The 17119-nt window shown below is 41.2% G+C and carries 19 protein-coding genes; 14 read left to right on the top strand and 5 right to left on the bottom strand.

What is annotated here, in order from left to right:
- Positions 1–439 precede the first annotated feature (439 nt).
- Positions 440–2692: an IMS domain-containing protein gene (locus ACQFX9_RS22020; protein WP_427158495.1), complete on the top strand. Its 2253-nt coding sequence runs from the start codon at positions 440–442 to the stop codon at positions 2690–2692.
- A 658-nt stretch (positions 2693–3350) separates the two neighbouring features.
- The gene (locus tag ACQFX9_RS22015) at positions 3351–4592 is read left to right on the top strand and encodes a DUF4912 domain-containing protein (protein ID WP_427158493.1); all 1242 of its coding nucleotides are present in this window, start codon (positions 3351–3353) and stop codon (positions 4590–4592) included.
- Here the strand turns inward: ACQFX9_RS22015 and ACQFX9_RS22010 are convergent.
- Positions 4575–4760, bottom strand: coding sequence for a hypothetical protein (locus tag ACQFX9_RS22010; protein ID WP_427158492.1), 186 nt, complete (start codon positions 4758–4760; stop codon positions 4575–4577). The two genes, ACQFX9_RS22015 and ACQFX9_RS22010, sit on opposite strands and share 18 nt — an antisense overlap.
- A gap of 37 nt (positions 4761–4797) precedes the next feature.
- Between ACQFX9_RS22010 and ACQFX9_RS22005 the strand changes: the two genes are divergently transcribed.
- Complete coding sequence (locus tag ACQFX9_RS22005) at positions 4798–5724, top strand: phosphodiester glycosidase family protein (protein WP_427158490.1); 927 nt, start codon at positions 4798–4800, stop codon at positions 5722–5724.
- Here the strand turns inward: ACQFX9_RS22005 and ACQFX9_RS22000 are convergent.
- On the bottom strand, positions 5707–5955 hold the full coding sequence (locus ACQFX9_RS22000; protein WP_427158489.1) for a hypothetical protein: 249 nt from the start codon (positions 5953–5955) through the stop codon (positions 5707–5709). The genes ACQFX9_RS22005 and ACQFX9_RS22000 overlap by 18 nt on opposite strands.
- A 153-nt stretch (positions 5956–6108) precedes the next feature.
- On the opposite strand from ACQFX9_RS22000, the gene ACQFX9_RS21995 reads away from it, so the two are divergent.
- The 3 genes from ACQFX9_RS21995 to ACQFX9_RS21985 all read left to right on the top strand — a co-directional run bounded on the left by ACQFX9_RS21995 (position 6109) and on the right by ACQFX9_RS21985 (position 8531).
- A complete protein-coding gene (locus ACQFX9_RS21995) occupies positions 6109–7815 on the top strand; it encodes an N-acyl-D-amino-acid deacylase family protein (protein WP_427158488.1) in 1707 nt (568 codons plus the stop codon).
- An 81-nt stretch (positions 7816–7896) separates the two neighbouring features.
- Positions 7897–8190, top strand: coding sequence for a DUF433 domain-containing protein (locus ACQFX9_RS21990; RefSeq protein ID WP_427158487.1), 294 nt, complete (start codon positions 7897–7899; stop codon positions 8188–8190).
- The gene (locus ACQFX9_RS21985; protein WP_427158486.1) at positions 8187–8531 is read left to right on the top strand and encodes a DUF5615 family PIN-like protein; all 345 of its coding nucleotides are present in this window, start codon (positions 8187–8189) and stop codon (positions 8529–8531) included. Before ACQFX9_RS21990 ends, ACQFX9_RS21985 begins: the two co-directional genes overlap by 4 nt.
- A 6-nt stretch (positions 8532–8537) precedes the next feature.
- Here the strand turns inward: ACQFX9_RS21985 and ACQFX9_RS21980 are convergent, their stop codons facing one another.
- The gene (locus ACQFX9_RS21980) at positions 8538–8795 is read right to left on the bottom strand and encodes an addiction module protein (RefSeq protein WP_427158485.1); all 258 of its coding nucleotides are present in this window, start codon (positions 8793–8795) and stop codon (positions 8538–8540) included.
- Positions 8796–9036: 241 nt separating this feature from the next.
- Here ACQFX9_RS21980 and ACQFX9_RS21975 point away from each other — a divergent pair, with 241 nt between their 5' ends.
- The 8 genes from ACQFX9_RS21975 to ACQFX9_RS21940 all read left to right on the top strand — a co-directional run bounded on the left by ACQFX9_RS21975 (position 9037) and on the right by ACQFX9_RS21940 (position 16026).
- Positions 9037–9810, top strand: a complete 774-nt coding sequence (locus ACQFX9_RS21975) for a uracil-DNA glycosylase family protein (protein WP_427158483.1) — start codon at positions 9037–9039, stop codon at positions 9808–9810.
- A gap of 37 nt (positions 9811–9847) precedes the next feature.
- Entirely contained in the window at positions 9848–10267 is a 420-nt protein-coding gene (locus ACQFX9_RS21970) for an Mpo1-like protein (protein ID WP_427158482.1), read from the top strand.
- Positions 10254–11291 (top strand): Rieske 2Fe-2S domain-containing protein, encoded by a 1038-nt coding sequence (locus ACQFX9_RS21965; protein WP_427158481.1) that lies wholly within the window; start codon positions 10254–10256, stop codon positions 11289–11291. The genes ACQFX9_RS21970 and ACQFX9_RS21965 overlap by 14 nt, the downstream gene beginning before the upstream one ends.
- A 156-nt stretch (positions 11292–11447) precedes the next feature.
- Positions 11448–12200: a hypothetical protein gene (locus tag ACQFX9_RS21960; RefSeq protein ID WP_427158480.1), complete on the top strand. Its 753-nt coding sequence runs from the start codon at positions 11448–11450 to the stop codon at positions 12198–12200.
- A gap of 81 nt (positions 12201–12281) precedes the next feature.
- Positions 12282–13415, top strand: a complete 1134-nt coding sequence (locus ACQFX9_RS21955; RefSeq protein ID WP_427158479.1) for a Rieske 2Fe-2S domain-containing protein — start codon at positions 12282–12284, stop codon at positions 13413–13415.
- 22 nt (positions 13416–13437) lie between these two features.
- Complete coding sequence (locus ACQFX9_RS21950; RefSeq protein WP_427158478.1) at positions 13438–14352, top strand: ferritin-like domain-containing protein; 915 nt, start codon at positions 13438–13440, stop codon at positions 14350–14352.
- A 132-nt stretch (positions 14353–14484) separates the two neighbouring features.
- On the top strand, positions 14485–15729 hold the full coding sequence (locus ACQFX9_RS21945) for a P-aminobenzoate N-oxygenase AurF (protein ID WP_427158477.1): 1245 nt from the start codon (positions 14485–14487) through the stop codon (positions 15727–15729).
- A gap of 6 nt (positions 15730–15735) precedes the next feature.
- Complete coding sequence (locus ACQFX9_RS21940; protein ID WP_427158475.1) at positions 15736–16026, top strand: 2Fe-2S iron-sulfur cluster-binding protein; 291 nt, start codon at positions 15736–15738, stop codon at positions 16024–16026.
- A gap of 650 nt (positions 16027–16676) precedes the next feature.
- Here ACQFX9_RS21940 and ACQFX9_RS21935 read toward each other — a convergent pair.
- Positions 16677–16826 (bottom strand): hypothetical protein, encoded by a 150-nt coding sequence (locus tag ACQFX9_RS21935; protein WP_427158473.1) that lies wholly within the window; start codon positions 16824–16826, stop codon positions 16677–16679.
- A gap of 24 nt (positions 16827–16850) precedes the next feature.
- Positions 16851–17048 carry a hypothetical protein gene (locus ACQFX9_RS21930; protein WP_427158472.1) on the bottom strand — a complete coding sequence of 66 codons (198 nt, stop codon included), beginning with the start codon at positions 17046–17048 and terminating at the stop codon, positions 16851–16853.
- Positions 17049–17119: the final 71 nt, after the last annotated feature.

The raw sequence follows: 17119 nt of genomic DNA, 5'->3' as shown, positions 1-17119 counted from the left end.
GCCAGAATAGTTTTCTTGTGATATATTCTGGTTCTTTAATATTGCTCAACTCCTATTCTCAAGTGGTGCATCTTCCGGTTTAACTGTTATAGACAGATAAATCTCCGAACAAAAATAAATCATACTGGTTTTATACCAGCAGGACTTTGTGTCAAAGAAGGCTGCTAGTTAAGTTTTAAATGCTCAAAAGCTGATAACATTTATGGTCAGGAAAATTACTAAGAATTAAGACAAAATATCAGCACTTTCTAGGCGAAGGCAAAATGTTGGTACTAGAATATGACACAAATTTTAGGAAGCAACAAAACTAGTTGTTGCAATATACACTTAATAGTGTAAGTCCGGCACGGTATTATTCACCGTATGATTGTGGCACGGTTTTACAGGCCTGGAATGCTCTAGGTGAATTATGTTGATCACGGTGCAGGGGAAGTAGGCTGTGCGAATTCCGCTTGATTACTACCGAATTTTAGGACTGCCTTTGGCCGCAAGCGAGGAACAGTTGCGACAAGCTTATAGCGATCGCATTGTCCAATTGCCCCGAAGGGAGTATTCTCAAGCAGCCATTGCTTCCCGTAAACAACTTATAGAAGAAGCTTACGTGGTTTTATCTGATCCCAAGGAACGCAGTAGTTACGACCAGCTATATCTTGCTCATGCCTATGACCCAGATAGTCCTGGTACTACCAAAGTAGCCCTAGAAAATCGTCCTCACGATCATCAGGGTAGGCTCGATGCTCACAATCTCAGTATCGAGGTGGCCTCTGAGGAGCTAGTTGGTGCTTTATTAATCTTGCAAGAGCTAGGTGAATACGAGCTAGTGCTGAAACTAGGTCGTACCTATCTGGGTAATCAAAACGGTGCAGGGTCGAAAAAGGGTGTGCATTTGGCAGCAGAAGATTTTCTGCAAACTGCCGAACGTCCAGATATTATCTTGACGGTGGCTTTAGCTTGTCTAGAATTGGGTCGTGAGCAATGGCAGCAAGGTCACTATGAAAATGCTGCCCTTTCTCTAGAAACTGGGCAAGAAATGCTGGCGCGTGAAGGGCTGTTTCCCAACGTCCAAGGGGAAATTCAAGCTGACTTATACAAGTTACGCCCATATCGGATTCTAGAACTACTTGCCCTACCTTTGGAACAGAAAATAGAACGCCATCAAGGTCTGGATTTACTGCAAGGCATTCTAGACGATCGCGGTGGTATTGATGGCAATGGCAATGATGAATCAGGCTTAAGCATAGACGACTTTCTCCGCTTTATCCAGCAACTACGCCACTACTTAACAGTTGCTGAACAACACAAGCTTTTTGAAGCAGAAAGCAAACGTCCTTCGGCGGTAGCTACCTATTTAGCGGTTTACGCCTCAATTGCGCGGGGATTTACCAACCGTCAACCCGCTTTAATTCGTCATGCCAAACAAATGCTGATGCGGTTGGCAAAACGGCAAGATGTGCATTTAGAACAGTCCTTGTGTGCGCTGCTGCTAGGGCAAACGGAAGAAGCTACCCGCGTCTTAGAACTGAGTCAGGAATATGAGTCTTTAGCTTTTATTCGGGAAAAATCGCAGGATTCACCGGATTTACTGCCTGGTTTGTGTCTTTACGCCGAACAATGGCTACATAACGAAGTATTTCCCCATTTTCGGGACTTAGCCAAACAACCAGCATCCTTGAAAGATTATTTTGCTAACCCGCAAGTACAAGCTTATCTAGAAGCTTTACCCACGGATGCAGAAGTCACCAACGAATGGAAAGTAATTAATCGTCCCCAAAATCGTAACTCTCATCAAGGTAATACTCGCACTGAGTCTAATAACCACCGCACACCAGATCCAGAGTTACCCACAACCCAAAATTACAGAGTTCCAGAACCAGCAAATTCTCACAGAGTCCGAGAACAAACCCCGCCCATACCACCATACACTGGCACGCCAAATTCCCAGACACCAGCACCAATGTCAGGCGTAGAACGTACCGCGAGGGCTAATCACCATCCTAGTACCCCACCGCGTCCCACTACTCAACGCAGACGACGCAAACCGACTGCACCCAAAAACACAGAACATCATCGTCCCCACTCTCAACGTAACTTGATCAGCAGGTTAGACGGCAGAACACGCTTAGTGTGGACTGTATTTTTGTCTATGGCCGGTATTTTGGTGTTTTGGCTATTAGTCTCGACGATTTTCGGTGCCTTGAGAAATGTATTTTCACCAACACCGGCGGTAGTCGCAGAACCATTTTTGACTCAAATTAATGAACCAGTGGTGACGACGCTGGAGAGCAACGGCGCGTTTCAGCAGGATGGAGTAATGACAGAAGCGATCGCCGAAGGAGTGATTAAAACTTGGTTATCTACTAAAGCTGCGGCTCTTGGCCCTAACCACGAAATTGAAGGTTTAGGGGATATTTTAACTGGTTCTGCTTTGTCACAGTGGCGATTTACTGCCCAACAGGTCAGAGCGACTGGTAACTATCGCCTTTATAGTCACAGCGTCACCGTCAACGAAGTCAACTCATCAGAACAAGATCCCAATCGGGCGATCGTCAGAGCTAACGTCAAGGAAATGACCCAATTTTATCGGAATGGTCAACAAGTAGACTCTGAGGACGACAATTTGCGCGTGCGTTATGAATTAGTGCGTCAAGAAGGGACTTGGCGGATTCAAAGTATGTCGGCAGTTGTCAATTAAGGCAAAAGGCAAAAGGCAAAAGGCAAAAGGTAAACGGTAAAAGGTAAAAGGTAGAAGGCAAAAGGCAAAAGGTAAACGGTAGTGTCGATGAAACTTATTTCATAGGCAAGCATCAAAGAGCGACTGGTATAAGGTTGGAATACTGAAGACACATTCAAATATGTTTACTAACCACTCACAACCCACCACTCAGCACCGACTAAACGCCGCGCTACCGCTAACACAACTCAGCACTCACAACTCAGCACTAACTAATAAGCTTAAATACTATTAAACGCACTAACAATGTCAATACTTCATGATATTAAGCTACTATGAATAGGTATAAATGTCAGGGGATCATGACAAATTGATCCCACAAGGGCTAATAAGTTCGTCAAATAGGCAAAAAAGCCTGTTGACACCCCTTGATCCCTAACCGGGGTTACTAGTTAATATTCATTTAACAAACTTAATAAGTGACTTCTCACAATCCCAAAGTGCTGATTTTGGCATGAGTAAGAAATTGAAAGGATGAAACTTTCCATTTAACAAAAGACTAAACAACACACTGGGCAAAACCAGGAGTCAGGCATAAGAAATTCATCTGGGCATCTAACCAAGCATTTTGTTACCCAGAGAAATAATTTACCTTTCAAGCTACTGGAGGCCAAAATTCATGGCAAAAGAACGCCCACCGCTAGAAGAGATGACACTGCGGCAATTACGTAAAGTTGCCAGCGAATTTAACATCTCTCGCTATAGCCGGATGAGGAAATCTCAGTTACTAGCATCAATTCAAGAAGTTCAACGTCAAAAAGCGACGCTTAACCCATCTCGTTCACTGGAGGCACAAGAAACCGTGGAAGCAGCAAAATTTGAACTCGGTCAAGAAGACCGTACCGGTGGTTCTCTAGCTGATGTTGACGAAGAATTAGTGGATTTGCCGGGTGGTTACGGTGACAGTCGGATTGTGCTTTTACCCCGTGATCCACAGTGGGCTTATGCTTACTGGGATGTTCCCAACGAGCATAAAGAAGACTTGCGTCGGCAAGGGGGACAACAACTGGCACTACGAATTTATGATGTTACCGACATCGATATTGAATATCAAAGCCCCCACAGCATTCAAGAGTATCCTGCCGATGAACTAGCAAGAGAATGGTATATTCCCATTCCTGTGAGCGATCGCGATTATGTTATCGATATCGGTTATCGTGCTTTTGATGGACATTGGTTGGTGCTAGCTCGTTCAGCGCGCGTTCACATTCCCCCCGTATATCCCTCCGACTGGATTGAAGATGTCTTCATCACCGTCAATTTTGAGGAAGATTTACGCGGTAAAACCCTTTACGAACTCGTACCCCCCGCCAAGAAAGTTGCCGCAGTGGGTGCAAATGGCAACCCCATCTACGACCAAATCTTTGGCTTGGCAGAATCCGCCGAAGCGCAACGGGTGGCTGGTTCTCTGTTCGGTTCTATGCAGCACGTTCCTGGTTCTGTGCGTCCCGAACAAGCCATCAGTTCTTACATCTTCCCCTCTGGTGTAGGTATGTGGGCAGTTCCCACCGCTTCCGGTATCAATATGTCCGGTGTGGGAATGTCTGGTGTAGGCTTCTCCGCTTCCGCCGTTCCTGTACGTCCTCGTAAGTTCTGGTTAATTGCTGACGCTGAGTTGATTGTTTACGGTGCCACCGAACCAGACGCAACCGTCACAATTGGTGGTCGTCCCGTCAAACTCAATCCCGATGGTACATTCCGCTTCCAGATGTCCTTCCAAGACGGCTTAATTGACTACCCCATTTTGGCTGTCGCAGCTGATGGTGAGCAAACCCGTTCCATCCACATGAAATTCGAGCGTGAAACCCCATCTCGGAACACCAACACCAAAGATGAAGCTGTTTTAGAATGGCTGTCTTAGGTTCAGTGCTGAGTGATGAGTGCTGTTAGCGGTAGCGCGGCGTTTAGCCGGTGCTGAGTAGGAAGTGGGAAGTGCGAAGTGAAGTTTTTCTTCCCCCACTTTCCCAGTCCCCAATCCCCAATCCCCAGTCACCAATCCCCAATACTCATTGGAATTTTGAATCAACACCCGCTATAGTCTAGGCTGTAGTGGGTTTTTATTTTGTATGTCTATTCCAAAGATAATTACTTTATCTATAGTTGCTATTGTTGGTAGTTTATTATCAAGTTGTAGCAGGTTTGATACTAGTTCAGCCGCAAGGCCAGTAAAAGCTTGTCTTGGGGAAAATCCTCAATTTAGTATTGAATTTTTCAAGACTAATAATCGTGGTGAGAAATTTGCTAAAGGTATTAATCATGTGATTATTTTTAATCCTAAATCTGAGGCACTAGATTTTAAAGTCAATGTGGGTTTAGCTCATGCAATTTATGCTAAAGACAGTAGAGGCAGAATTAGGAGAGAATACATACCAAAACAATTTCGTGAAATTATTACTGATAATAACTCTCTACTTAACGGTAAAAAACCCATAGCAGCAATTAACGCCGATTATATAGATACAGAAAATAAACCTCAAGGGTTAAATATTTCCCGTGGGATTGAGTATGCAGGGGATTTTAAAAATAGACGTTCTTCCTTTGGGATTTCTGGAGGTAAACCTCAACAAAGACAAGCAACAATTCAAGCAGGTAGACGAGCGAATAATATTCTGAATTACAACTTAGTAGGCGGTAATGGGAGATTTTATCGTCAAGGTAAATTTAAAGATATTTGCCAAGATTTAGGGGAGTTAGCCTGTAAACAAGCAACGAATCGGTCTATGGCGGCTATTACTACTAAGGGTTATGTAATTTTATTAGTTAATGATATCAAGGCGAATTCTAATATTGAAGTATCATCAATTAATCAAGAGCTAACACCAGATAAATTTGATGATGTTTTAGAGGGAATTGCCCGTAAAAATTGTTTGGGGACAATTCAAGAAGGCATTTTATTTGATGGTGGTATGTCACCAGGGCTTTACTATAATAATAAAGTTTATGTGGAAAATCCTGGTTTTATTGGTTCAGTATTTTTAATTTATAAAAAATGAGGAATTATCTAGAATTTTAGAGTCTCCATTCACCACTAAATCAGGAATTGCGGTTTGGAGTTGCTTTTGCAATTGATCTCGTAGAATTGCGATCGCACTTTCATTGAAAGCGACGGGAAACTCCATCCCCGTTCGTACTTCGGCGTGAGCGCTCAGTCGAACGCTCACGTTCACGGCGGAAGCCTTGTGGGTGGAGAGGTTGTTTCGCCCGTCGCTTGGGGCATAGGGCATAGGGCATTGGTGATCTCTTCCCTATGCCCCATGCCCGATTCCCCATGCCCAAAAACTAAAATTTTTGTTACAGAATTCAATGCTTGTTGTAACTGCAAAGATTTAGCTTTTAAAGTATCTTCGGGAAAGAATTAGCGGACAGAAAAAACTATCATGTTAGATTTATTGATTCAAAATGGGTTAATTTTTGATGGTTTAGGATCTGCGCCTGTACGGGGAGATATCGGAATTAAAAATGGACAGATTATCAACCTTGCACCTTCGTTAAATATCCCAGCAAGGGAAGTGGTTGACGCTGCTGGGTTGTGGGTGACACCAGGATTTATTGATATTCATACTCACTATGATTTAGAGTTAGAAATTGCACCAGGGCTGAGTGAATCAGTGCGTCATGGTGTGACTAGCGTTGTGATTGGTAATTGTAGTTTGTCCATCGCCATTGGTGAACCGCAAATGCTGGCGGATATTTTTCAAAGGGTGGAGACGCTTTCCCATCGGTTAATTGCTAAATGGCTGCAAAAGTCGGTGTCTTGGCAAACTCCCGCCGAATATTTGCAGCATTTGCAGCAGTTACCCTTGGGGGTGAATATTGCACCTTTGCTGGGACATAGTGCTTTACGTGCGGAAGTTATGGGGTTGGAACGCAGTTTAAAGGTGCAGCCTAGCAAATTCGAGTTAAAAGTCATGCAACGCATAGCCGCAGATGCTTTAGATGCTGGCTTTGTCGGCATTTCTATTGATATGTTTCCTTGGCATCGTATGAGTGGAGAATGGCGGGGGATGACAATTCCTTCACAACACGCCAAGTTTAAAGAATATGCGATGTTGGCGGATTTGTGTAGAAGGCGCGATCGCGTTTTTCAAGTTACCCCCAATTTACAACGCCTCGCTTCTTTTGTGGATATTCTCCGCATGGGTGTAGGTATAGGTAAGCGTCCACTGAGGTTAACTGTTCTCTCAGCTTTAGACGCTGTCCATAATCGTCACCTCTGGAAAATATTTTCTCCGATTCTGTACATCTGGAATCATTTGCTGGGCGGGAATGTGCGTTTTCAAACCCTAACTGAACCCTTCACCATTTACTCAGATGGTTCTGTCACCCCGTTATTTGAAGACTTTCCTACAGGCGCACAACTCAATAGCTGTGATTCCCGCCAAGAAAGGCAAAAACTTTGGCAATCTCCTGCTTTTCGTCGCCAATTCCGCCAAGAATGGCTGAGGGGAAAACATAGATCATTTCATCGTGATTTAAATTTGATCACCATTGTACAGTCTCCCCAAAGCAGTTGGGAAGGCTTAAGTTTCGCGGAAATTGCTCGTCAACACCAACAAGAACCGGTAGATTTTTTTATCCAAGCCTTGCAGGAATACGACACAGATTTACGCTGGGTAGGGACAGGGGCAAATGACCGCTTACAGCCCCGTTTAGCATTAATGCAGCATCCCTACATTCTCCCAGGATTTACGGATGCTGGCGCGCACGTTCGTAACTTGGGTTACTACGATGGGGCGTTGTCTTTACTTAAACAAGCAATTACTACCAAATTTATGTCACCAGAGGCGGCGATTTATCGTGTTACAGGAGAACCCGCCCAATGGTTTCGCCTAGATACGGGAGTCCTGAAAGTGGGTGCAAAAGCCGATGTAGTTTTACTCAATCCCGATGCTTTAAATCAACCCATTAGCCCCCAAGTAGAAATTTTAGATCCGGTTTTGGATGGTGAACCCCGGATGGTGAAGCGTGGTTCAGATGAGATTGTCAGCGCAGTGTATATTAATGGGGTGCGGGTGGTTAATCAAGGGAAAGTGAGCGATCGCTTGGGATGTGAAAAATTCGGAACTGTTTTATCTCCGTGTTAATAAAAGGTAATATGTCGAACCAGATTACTTCCACCTCCTGCTACACTGGGATAATACTGGCTCTAGCAAATAAGTTTTTCTATGGCTTCTGAAACAATTTCACGCTATGTTACTCGAAACGCTGAAATTTTAAATGGAGAGCCAATTATTATAGGAACACGCACATCTGTTCGTGCCATAGTTGGACTATGGCGAATGGGAATTATGCCAGAAGAGATTTTGAATCATTTACCTCATTTAACGCTGGCACAAGTTTTTGATGCACTGAGTTTCTATCTTGATAATCAGGCAGAGATTAATAATTACATAGAGCAGAACCAAGTTCCTGATGAATTAGTACATCCATCTGTAAGAAAAACATTAAGTACATCGTGACAGTTTTTGCTGCGCTATACACAGACGAGGATATGTCGGCGTTGGTTGCAACACTCTTAAAATCGCGTGGTTTAGATGTTGTCACTGTTCCTGAACAAGCTACTCTGGGAAAAAGCGATAGAGAACAACTGGAGTTTGCAACGTCCATTGACAGGTGTATATTAACTCATAATCGAGTTGATTTCGAGCGATTACATCTCCAATATATGGCAGAAGGCAAACAACATTTTGGAATTATCATTGTTCCTCAGAAAAGTGCTTATGAAGTCGCACAGCGTATTGGGATTTTAGTCAATGCGTTAACGGCTGATGAGATTAGGAATCAGTTGCTGTATGCTTAAATTATTTCAAGCAATATTAAAAATTATTGTGAAGATTATTGGAAAAAGCCTTAACGTTTTTTTAACATCTTCCCAACTAGAACCGTTTTTGGGGTTTCTATGGTAATTCTCTAAGCGTCGATCTAGTTCTTGTTGTTGTGCTTCAGTTAACGGTAGTTCTTCTTGCTTTTTTAAGATACTGTCCCATAAATCTTCAGCAAGTTGAATACGTTCTGCAACGCTAAGTTCAGAAATGTCAACTTTCAAGAGGGGATGGAGACTCATAAGTACAGAGTTATGTTTTAGCTTTTATTTATCTTACAACATTGTAATTTGAGGGAAAGAGAAGATAGTTAGCGATTATCCTGGAATGCGGGTAAGATGTCTTATTCTGTGTCTCATTCTGGTTAGTCTGTTTTTAGCGGCATTGGTTTTTATCCGCAGATCAATGTCTATATTTTTATCTCAATCTACTGAAAAAATGTGGGAACTATATTAATGGTGTGTTGATATAGTTACTACATTTATGTCAGATTACTTATTTTCCCAGTTTCAAGCCCAAGAATTTGCAGCTTTGCGTCAAGAGTTATCTACAGTTTTTGATATTTCCCAATGCAAACTACAATCTCTCTATGAGGTGATGCAGCAAGAATTTGAATTGGAGGGTTATCCCGAACATACTCTTCCCAGGAATATCTTTCACTCTCACAATGCAAGTTTTCAAAACCGCTACAAAGAAGCTTTAGTTATTGTGGTAGATATTCCCAGCATCCTGGAAAAAGACAACAATATTTTAAACAAGAAAACAGTGGCTATCATTGGACAAGATCCTTTACGAAAAAGTAATAAAAGAGTAGAGGAAATTTCTATTGCCACCCCCTACGCTTTACACTTAAAGAATTGCCGTAAAAAGTTGCGTAATACAAAGTTCTATTTTGAGTTGATCCAAGTCTTACTAGATGAAGGATACAGAGTCTACCTCACCGATATTTGTAAAGTATTTGTCAGTAAGGAAGATTGCGATCGCCGTCTTCCTCTGACAAAACAAGATTATACTCGTTTCATTCAAGTGCTGAAGGCGGAGTTAGACATTTTCAAGCCAATAGCGGTAATTACCTGGGGGCGAGAAGCAATGATAGGCGTTAGCCGTATAAAATTACAACACAAACATCTTGTATTTCCTCATCCCAGTGGTGCTGCGCGTGGTGCTTGGCGTAAGCTCATGGGTAAACCAGCCACAAGGGAAAATTGCATGAACTTTTGGAGAGAAACCGTTTTTGCTGAACTATCAGATTTATAAAGCGTATGGGGATAAATATATTTTCAATTATCATCCTATGAATAACACTAGTTCTGATTCTAGACCAAAGTTGAGAAATCGGATTAACAATCAAACTCTGGATCATCCCTTTACAGATTATTGGGATATTTTTGTGCTTAAACATCAACATCCTATTAATATTGCCCTGCATATTGTTGGCATACTATTTTTTTATAGCTTGCTCTTTTGTGTTTGGAAACTACATAATTTCTGGTTACTATTGGGCTTACCATTAACGCAGTTAATTGGCTTAATGGGACATTTTTTATTTGAGCGTAGCCATATTGATTTACAAGATGCTATCTTTTCTTGGCGGGCTTCTTACTGTTTAGGTAAAATGCTCATCAGGGTTTTGATGGGGAAATATCAAGATGATATTCACCAAAGACAAGAAATATTAAATAATTATCAATCTACCAATTATGCAAATCTTTAATAACTGGAATATTGTAGCAAAGGGTTGGTATATCGCCTGTCATAGTCGAGAATTACCGCCAACTACAGCTAAATCTCTAGAAATTTGTGGACAGAAAATTGTGATTTTTCGGGGTGTAGATGGACAAGTCCGGGCTTTAGACGCTTACTGTCCACATCTGGGAACAGATTTGGGTATTGGACACGTTGATGGGAATTTGATTCGCTGTGCGTTTCATCATTGGGCTTTTGATGAAACAGGAATCTGTCAAAATATTCCTTGTCAAATAGAGATTCCGGCTAAAGCTAAAGTCCAAGCTTATGCAACATCTGAAAAATATGGCTTTATTTGGATTTATCCTGATGCGGAAGCACCGGAAGATGTAGCTGATTTTGATGAATTGTTGCGTAAAGAAATTATTACTAAAGCTGATACCCCATTTGAAAGAAGTTGCCATCATCATATCTGTATGATGAATGGCATTGACGCGCAACATTTAAAAACAATTCATCGTTTAGATATCAAAATGGATTTGTCCCTACATCGTAACCAATTAGGGACACAAATTGACTTTACAATGCAGGGAAATTTTCCTCAATCTACTTGGCGAGAACGCTTAGGTAAAAGATTTTTAGGTGCTACCTATGAATATTCCATGCGCTATGCTCATGGTTGTATCGGTTTATTAACAATGATGAAAAATGTTAAAGTTTTTCCCCCATTGCATATGATATATGCTTACACTCCCATAGCACCAGGAAAAACGCGCATTCAACCGATTTATGTAACAGCAAAACGTCAAGGAATTTGGGGATATATCATCAGTAATTTCTTATTATTTTGCACTCGCTTGGCTTACTATATGCTCAGAGATGAAGACGGCAAAATTTACGATAATATTCAATTTTCGCCTAAGTTACTGCTGAGTATTGACCAGCCATTGGCTAAGTATATGGAGTATGTAAATCAGCTAGAACCGTCTCGATGGTCACGTCGCTGCGCTCCGAATTCAAAATTCAAAATTCAAAATTCAAAATTAAATTAAAAAAAGTTAATTTTTGTATGTAATTTGTGAACAGAATAGAGTTTTTTAGGTATCCATTCTCATATCTGTCACATCACACCGTAATTTTACCATTTGGCTAGATAACGTGTTAATTATAAGCATCCTATTAAAACAAGTTTAGGTAATTGCAACATAATGAAAAGTTGGCTAGTCCCTGTGGAAAAACTACAACCAGGCGATCGCATCGCCATGTATGCGTTGTTAAATAATCACTTTCAAGGTGTCACTTGGGAAGGATTCCAGGCTGATTTACAACAGAAAAACTGGGTGTTGTTGTTGAGAGAAGAAATTACCAATACTCTCAAAGGCTTTTCTACCCTGATGTTGCGTCAGACTAATTTTGCTGGAGAACGGATTAGTGTAGTCTATTCCGGCGATACAATTGTTGATCCTAGTGCTTGGTCGAGTACCACCCTACCACGTACATGGATTGCTGCCGTGAATTATCTGCGTCAATATTATGGCAACAATAAACTTTACTGGCTGTTGATTTCCTCCGGTTTTCGCACCTACCGCTTTCTCCCCACTTTTTGGCAAGAATTCTATCCCCGCTACAATGTAGCCACACCCCCAGATGTAACAAATCTAATTGCACATCTAGCAACAGAATACTACGGTGATTCCTATCAAAGAGCAACAGGTATTGTTCGCTTCCCCCATCCGCAAATTCTACGCGAGGGTTTAATAGAAATCCCCACAGGAAGACAAACGAACCCCCATATCAAATTTTTTACAGAAAAAAACCCAGGTTATTCTCTAGGCGATGAATTGGTGTGTTTAACTGAAATCTGCTATGAAAATCTCACCCACGCTGGACAAAGAATGTGGCAGTCAGAATCGTTGTTAGAATTTTTTCAAGATAAGGGAGTTGTGAGTGCTGAGTGCTGAGTGATGAGTAATGAGTGGTGAGTGCTAATGCAGAAATAAATTCTACCTTGTCTACCTTGTCTACCTTGTCCCCAATCCCTTATGTCTTCCACCAACCAACACGCAAATTTTAACAACCCTACCCAATTTATAGCCGGATGGTATTGGACATTGCCATCTAGACAATTAAAAGTTGGCAAGGTAAAAGCTGTTACACTACTGGGGAAAGACTTGGCAATTTATCGCGGAGTTAGTGGTCAAGTTGTAGCGGTAGATGCTTATTGTCCACATATGGGGGCGCATTTAGCAGAGGGTAGGGTAGAGGGTGATGGGATTCGCTGTTTTTTCCATAATTGGAAGTATAGCGATCGCGGAATTTGTGTAGATGTTCCTTCTCAGGAAAAACCCTTACCAGTTTGTATCAAAACTTGGCAGACTACAGAAAAGTACGGTTTGATTTGGGTGTGGGTAGGAGAAGAACAACCGACTGCGCTACCCTTTGTCCCAGAATTGGAAGAGGTAGAGTGTGATTATCTGTTGGGGACTCGGTTTGAGAAAAACTGTCATCCTAATGTATTACTGATTAATGCGATCGATGCTCATCACTTTAACACAGTCCACAACCTACCTTTAGAGATTGTATTTGACTGCCAAGCCCTCAACGCCAATGCTATTACCTTCAGCAATACCACACGAGGCGGTGATGATTCCTGGTTGATTCGCCTGATTCGTCCCCTATACCGCAATCAAGTTACTTATAGTATGTGTTATTGGTATGGCAGCACTGGTACAGTCACACTAGGGCCGGATTTTCTGCACTTTTACATCATATTTTCACTGCGAATGATTGAAGGTGGCAAAACCGAAGGACAAACCATCTTAGTTACACCCAAACGACGGGGACTTTTAGGATGGGTGATCAATCGCGGGTTATTGTGGTTAACTCAACAGGTTGGTAATTACTTCGCTAAAGGCGACACACAGGTATTTCAGACAATTAACTTTGATTTGAAGACTCCCACCAAAGCTGATCACGCAATTTTGCAATTTATCCAGCACGTTAATCGTCAGCAAGCCTTAACTTGGGGAACTTGGGAAACTGTTTCTGCAACAGAGACACAAGAACAGCGATTTAGTCATCAAAACCTAACCCCCCAACCCCATTCCCTACAAGGGAATGGGGAGCAAAACACCCCTATTTTTGCAGGGGATGGAGTTCTAGACAGACATTATTAAACTAACTTTTCAATGCACTAGCATGATTAATACAACTTTAAAATATCAAGTTGCCGGACTTGACTTACCACATATAGACTCAGATAATCGCTTGCGGCGCATACTCACAGCAACATTACCAAATCAAAGCGAAAATTCTGCACATCCTCAAGACAATTATTGGGATAGGGAATTTTTCAATCTACATCAAGTCCAGATTTTTCAACAAGCCAGTGAGAGCGAACAGTTAGCGATACTTCAAATTCTCAATCAAGGCTTATTGACAGAATCCTATTTTATTGAGAAAGCAGGCGTTGGTTACATGGCTAAGATGGTCATGTTAGCAGAAACAGTAGAAGAGCGAATGCTTTACGCCATGTTTACCGCCGATGAAGCCACCCATTTAAAGCAAATTAGCCATTTTTTACCAGAAAATCAACAGAATCACTACCAAAACCCATTTTTGCAGCTACTAGCAGAAGTCGTAGAAAGTGCAGACAAAACAGTATTATTATTTGTGCTTCAGGTTGTCTTAGAAGGATGGGGTTTAAGCCATTATCGCCGCCTAGCCAAATCATGTCAGCATCCAGCCTTAGCAGAACTATTCACCAGTTTTCTAGACGCTGAATCCCGTCATCACAGTACAGGCTCAACATTATTTAGTCAAACACCCCTAACAACCCACAGTCAAACAACCATTCTCGAAATCTTAACCAAATTTCTCCTCATGGTACAAATCGGCCCACAAAGCATATTATCAGCGATCGCACAAATCAAAGGACATCTCTCGCGATCGCAAAAAATCCACATCCTCGAACAAGTAGACACTCAAACCCACAGTAATACCAGATTACAAATATTGCGATCGCTCATGCAAAAAACCACCGCAGATGTCATAGTTCAAACATTAGAAACACAAGGATCATTCACACCCCTCCCCCCTCACCAATGCGTCTAATAACAATTTTGGATTTTGGATTTTGGATTCAAGACCTTGATTTATAAAATATTCTCACAGTCAGAAAAAAGACACTTATCTCAATTTGGTATAAATCCTCTCTGCGCCTCTGCGCCTTTGCGCGAAACCTCTATGAACCCAACCACCCAACGCAAACTCCAAATCAACCATACCCGCAACAAACAGCAGGATCACACGGCGGTTATGGACGAAACAGCCGCCAAATTCCACTACGAAGACTGTAAAAACGAATACTGGAATCCCGAAGAATTTTCCCTACTTTACGGTACATCCCTCTGGGAACAATCCACCCCAAGCCAAAAGATAATTCTCAACCATCTTTACTGGGTAGCTTATTACTCACAAATAGTTTCCGCCGAGATTGCAACCATCTATTTCAATCAAACCAGTGCAGTCGGACTGTATGCTCAAGAAGACTTCCGCTTAATCTGCGATACCTTAGACTTAGAATCCTCCCAAGAAAGAGCGCATATTAACGCCTTTCGCACCATCGCCAAACAAGTTGAGCAAGCTTTATTTGGTAAGCTCATTTTCACCTACCCTATGCGCGGCCCCTTTACAGAAACAATGGTTTATGCTGATACTAACGCCCTAAAAACTTGGTGGAAAAAAATTCAATTGCAATATTTTGGCTTGATATCTGCGAATAATACTTTTTTAGCTTGTCAGTATTTTACAGTTAGGGGAGTGCGGACACTAAATGGTAAATTAGTCCAGCACAAACTCAGTAATTACTATCAAAAACATCCACAGCCAGAGGTTGCACCAATTCCGGCGAAGATATCTTATTATCACTTTTTAGATGAAAGTTTTCACTTCAATAGTTCTACGATTATTTCTCATGATGTGATTAACTTTCTACCTGCGCCAACTGCATTTGAGAGGTTGGTGGCGAATTTGGGAGTGTTGGGATGTCAGCGTGATCACTTTCATTTCTCGGCGGCAATGAATGGGATTTTTTGGTATGATCCGGCGTTATATAACAAAATTTATTATGTGTTGCGATCGCCTATTTTTGATATGGGTGATGCTGAGGCTAAGGAAATGATGCGTCGCTGTTTTACGGAGGAGTCGGAAGGGTTAAATCGGAGTTTTTCAACTCATCAGGAGGCGATGGAGTCTTATAAGGTTTATGTGGAAAAGTTGGGTTATCTTTGGCGGCGTAATCGGGAGATGTCTTTGATGGGGGGTAATTCTATTTCTCGGTGTTTGGCGATGCAGAAGAGGGAGTTTAGTAGGTTTGAGGGGTATTTTCGTGAGGAGATGGAGGATTTATTTTTGTTTCGCGCAAAGGCGCAATCGCGCTTCGCGATCTCGAAGAGTAGGCGCGAAGAAGAGCGCAAGAGTTTGGTTTAATATACTATGTCTAATTTGTGTACTGTTTCTTTTCCGGGAAGTGATTATGAGCCTATCATTCTAGAATGTCATGATAATTTATCTGAGCATTTGACTATTCAGAATTCACCTGTTTTGTTTGGTTGTCGGACTGGTATTTGTGGAACTTGTTTGGTTGAGGTGATTGGTGATGTTCCTCCTCCTCAACCTGATGAACAGGAAATGTTAGATACATTAGCACCCAACATTGCAAATGCTCGCTTGGCTTGTCAGTTAGACCTGACGCAAAATATAGAAATTAGTACAATACAAAAGTAAAGGGAAAAGTATAAGCTAGGCTTTTACCAATAAGATAATACCTATTTCAATAAAAATACTGACTAAAATATTTAATTTATGAATTTTTCAGGGAAATTACTTGATTACAACAATTATTATGGTGAGTAAAATATAGTAAACATATCTCAATTTATTGATGTAATTAAACATGAATCGTGAACTTGTTACAGAATATGAATAAACAATATATTTCAAGGTGAATTTAGTTATTAAGTTATTAAAAAAGTAAAATTTTAAGCTTTTATTGTTTATGGGCATAATTTTTTTATTTATCTTAGGTGTTTGGGGAGTCGTAAATTTTGTAGGTTTATGTTCGGTTATAGTCTCATATATTTACTGTCGTACTGTACCAGGATACCGCAGTATTGGAATTGTCGGATCAGTTATCATACCAAGCATACTTTTATTTTTAACTTTCTTGGACATCTCAAATAATAAACCTGATCCTAGTCCAACCTATGATATTCAGCTTATGGCAATTATCGTGTGGTCTAGAACTTTTTTAGTTTGTTTTTTGGGTGGTTTGGTAACTGCGGCATTTACCTTCTTGAAACCAAATTATATTCGTCGTTACTCAGCACTTGGCTGGGGTTTTCTGATTTCGTCTCTTGCTGCTCTTGTATTTCTATTTATAAAGTTTTGATAGCGGTAATTTTCAGTTTAAATGAGCTAAAATTTTCTGCATGAATTTTCTCAAACAATTTTGCAGCATCTTCAACGAAAGGCTCTCGCTCTTGTAAAAAATCAAGAACCACATTTGTATCAATTAAAATTCTCATTACTGGTATTTTTCCGTTAGGTAGTTAACATAATCGCCTTCCACATACATCTTCGCCGGATGTTTCCGTACTTTTTGCAATCCCTCGCAATCGGGACAAGTTACCCTTTTTCAATTCAGAAGATGTTTCTCGCTGTAAAGAATCCAAAATAGTCTGAACTAATTGCCAGCGATCGCTAATCGGTAACTGTAACACTTGCTTTTGCAATTCCTGTAATGTCATGCTTATTTTCCCATCTGAGGCTATCTCACTTTTAATTGTAAATTAGCTCTTTTGGAATTCTCTAGATACGG

Origin of the sequence: Aliinostoc sp. HNIBRCY26 (assembly GCF_050235535.1) — a bacterium.
Classification (GTDB): Bacteria; Cyanobacteriota; Cyanobacteriia; order Cyanobacteriales; family Nostocaceae; genus Trichormus.
The sequence above is the reverse complement of the archived record's forward strand: the minus strand, read 5'-3'. Positions and strand labels throughout refer to the sequence as shown.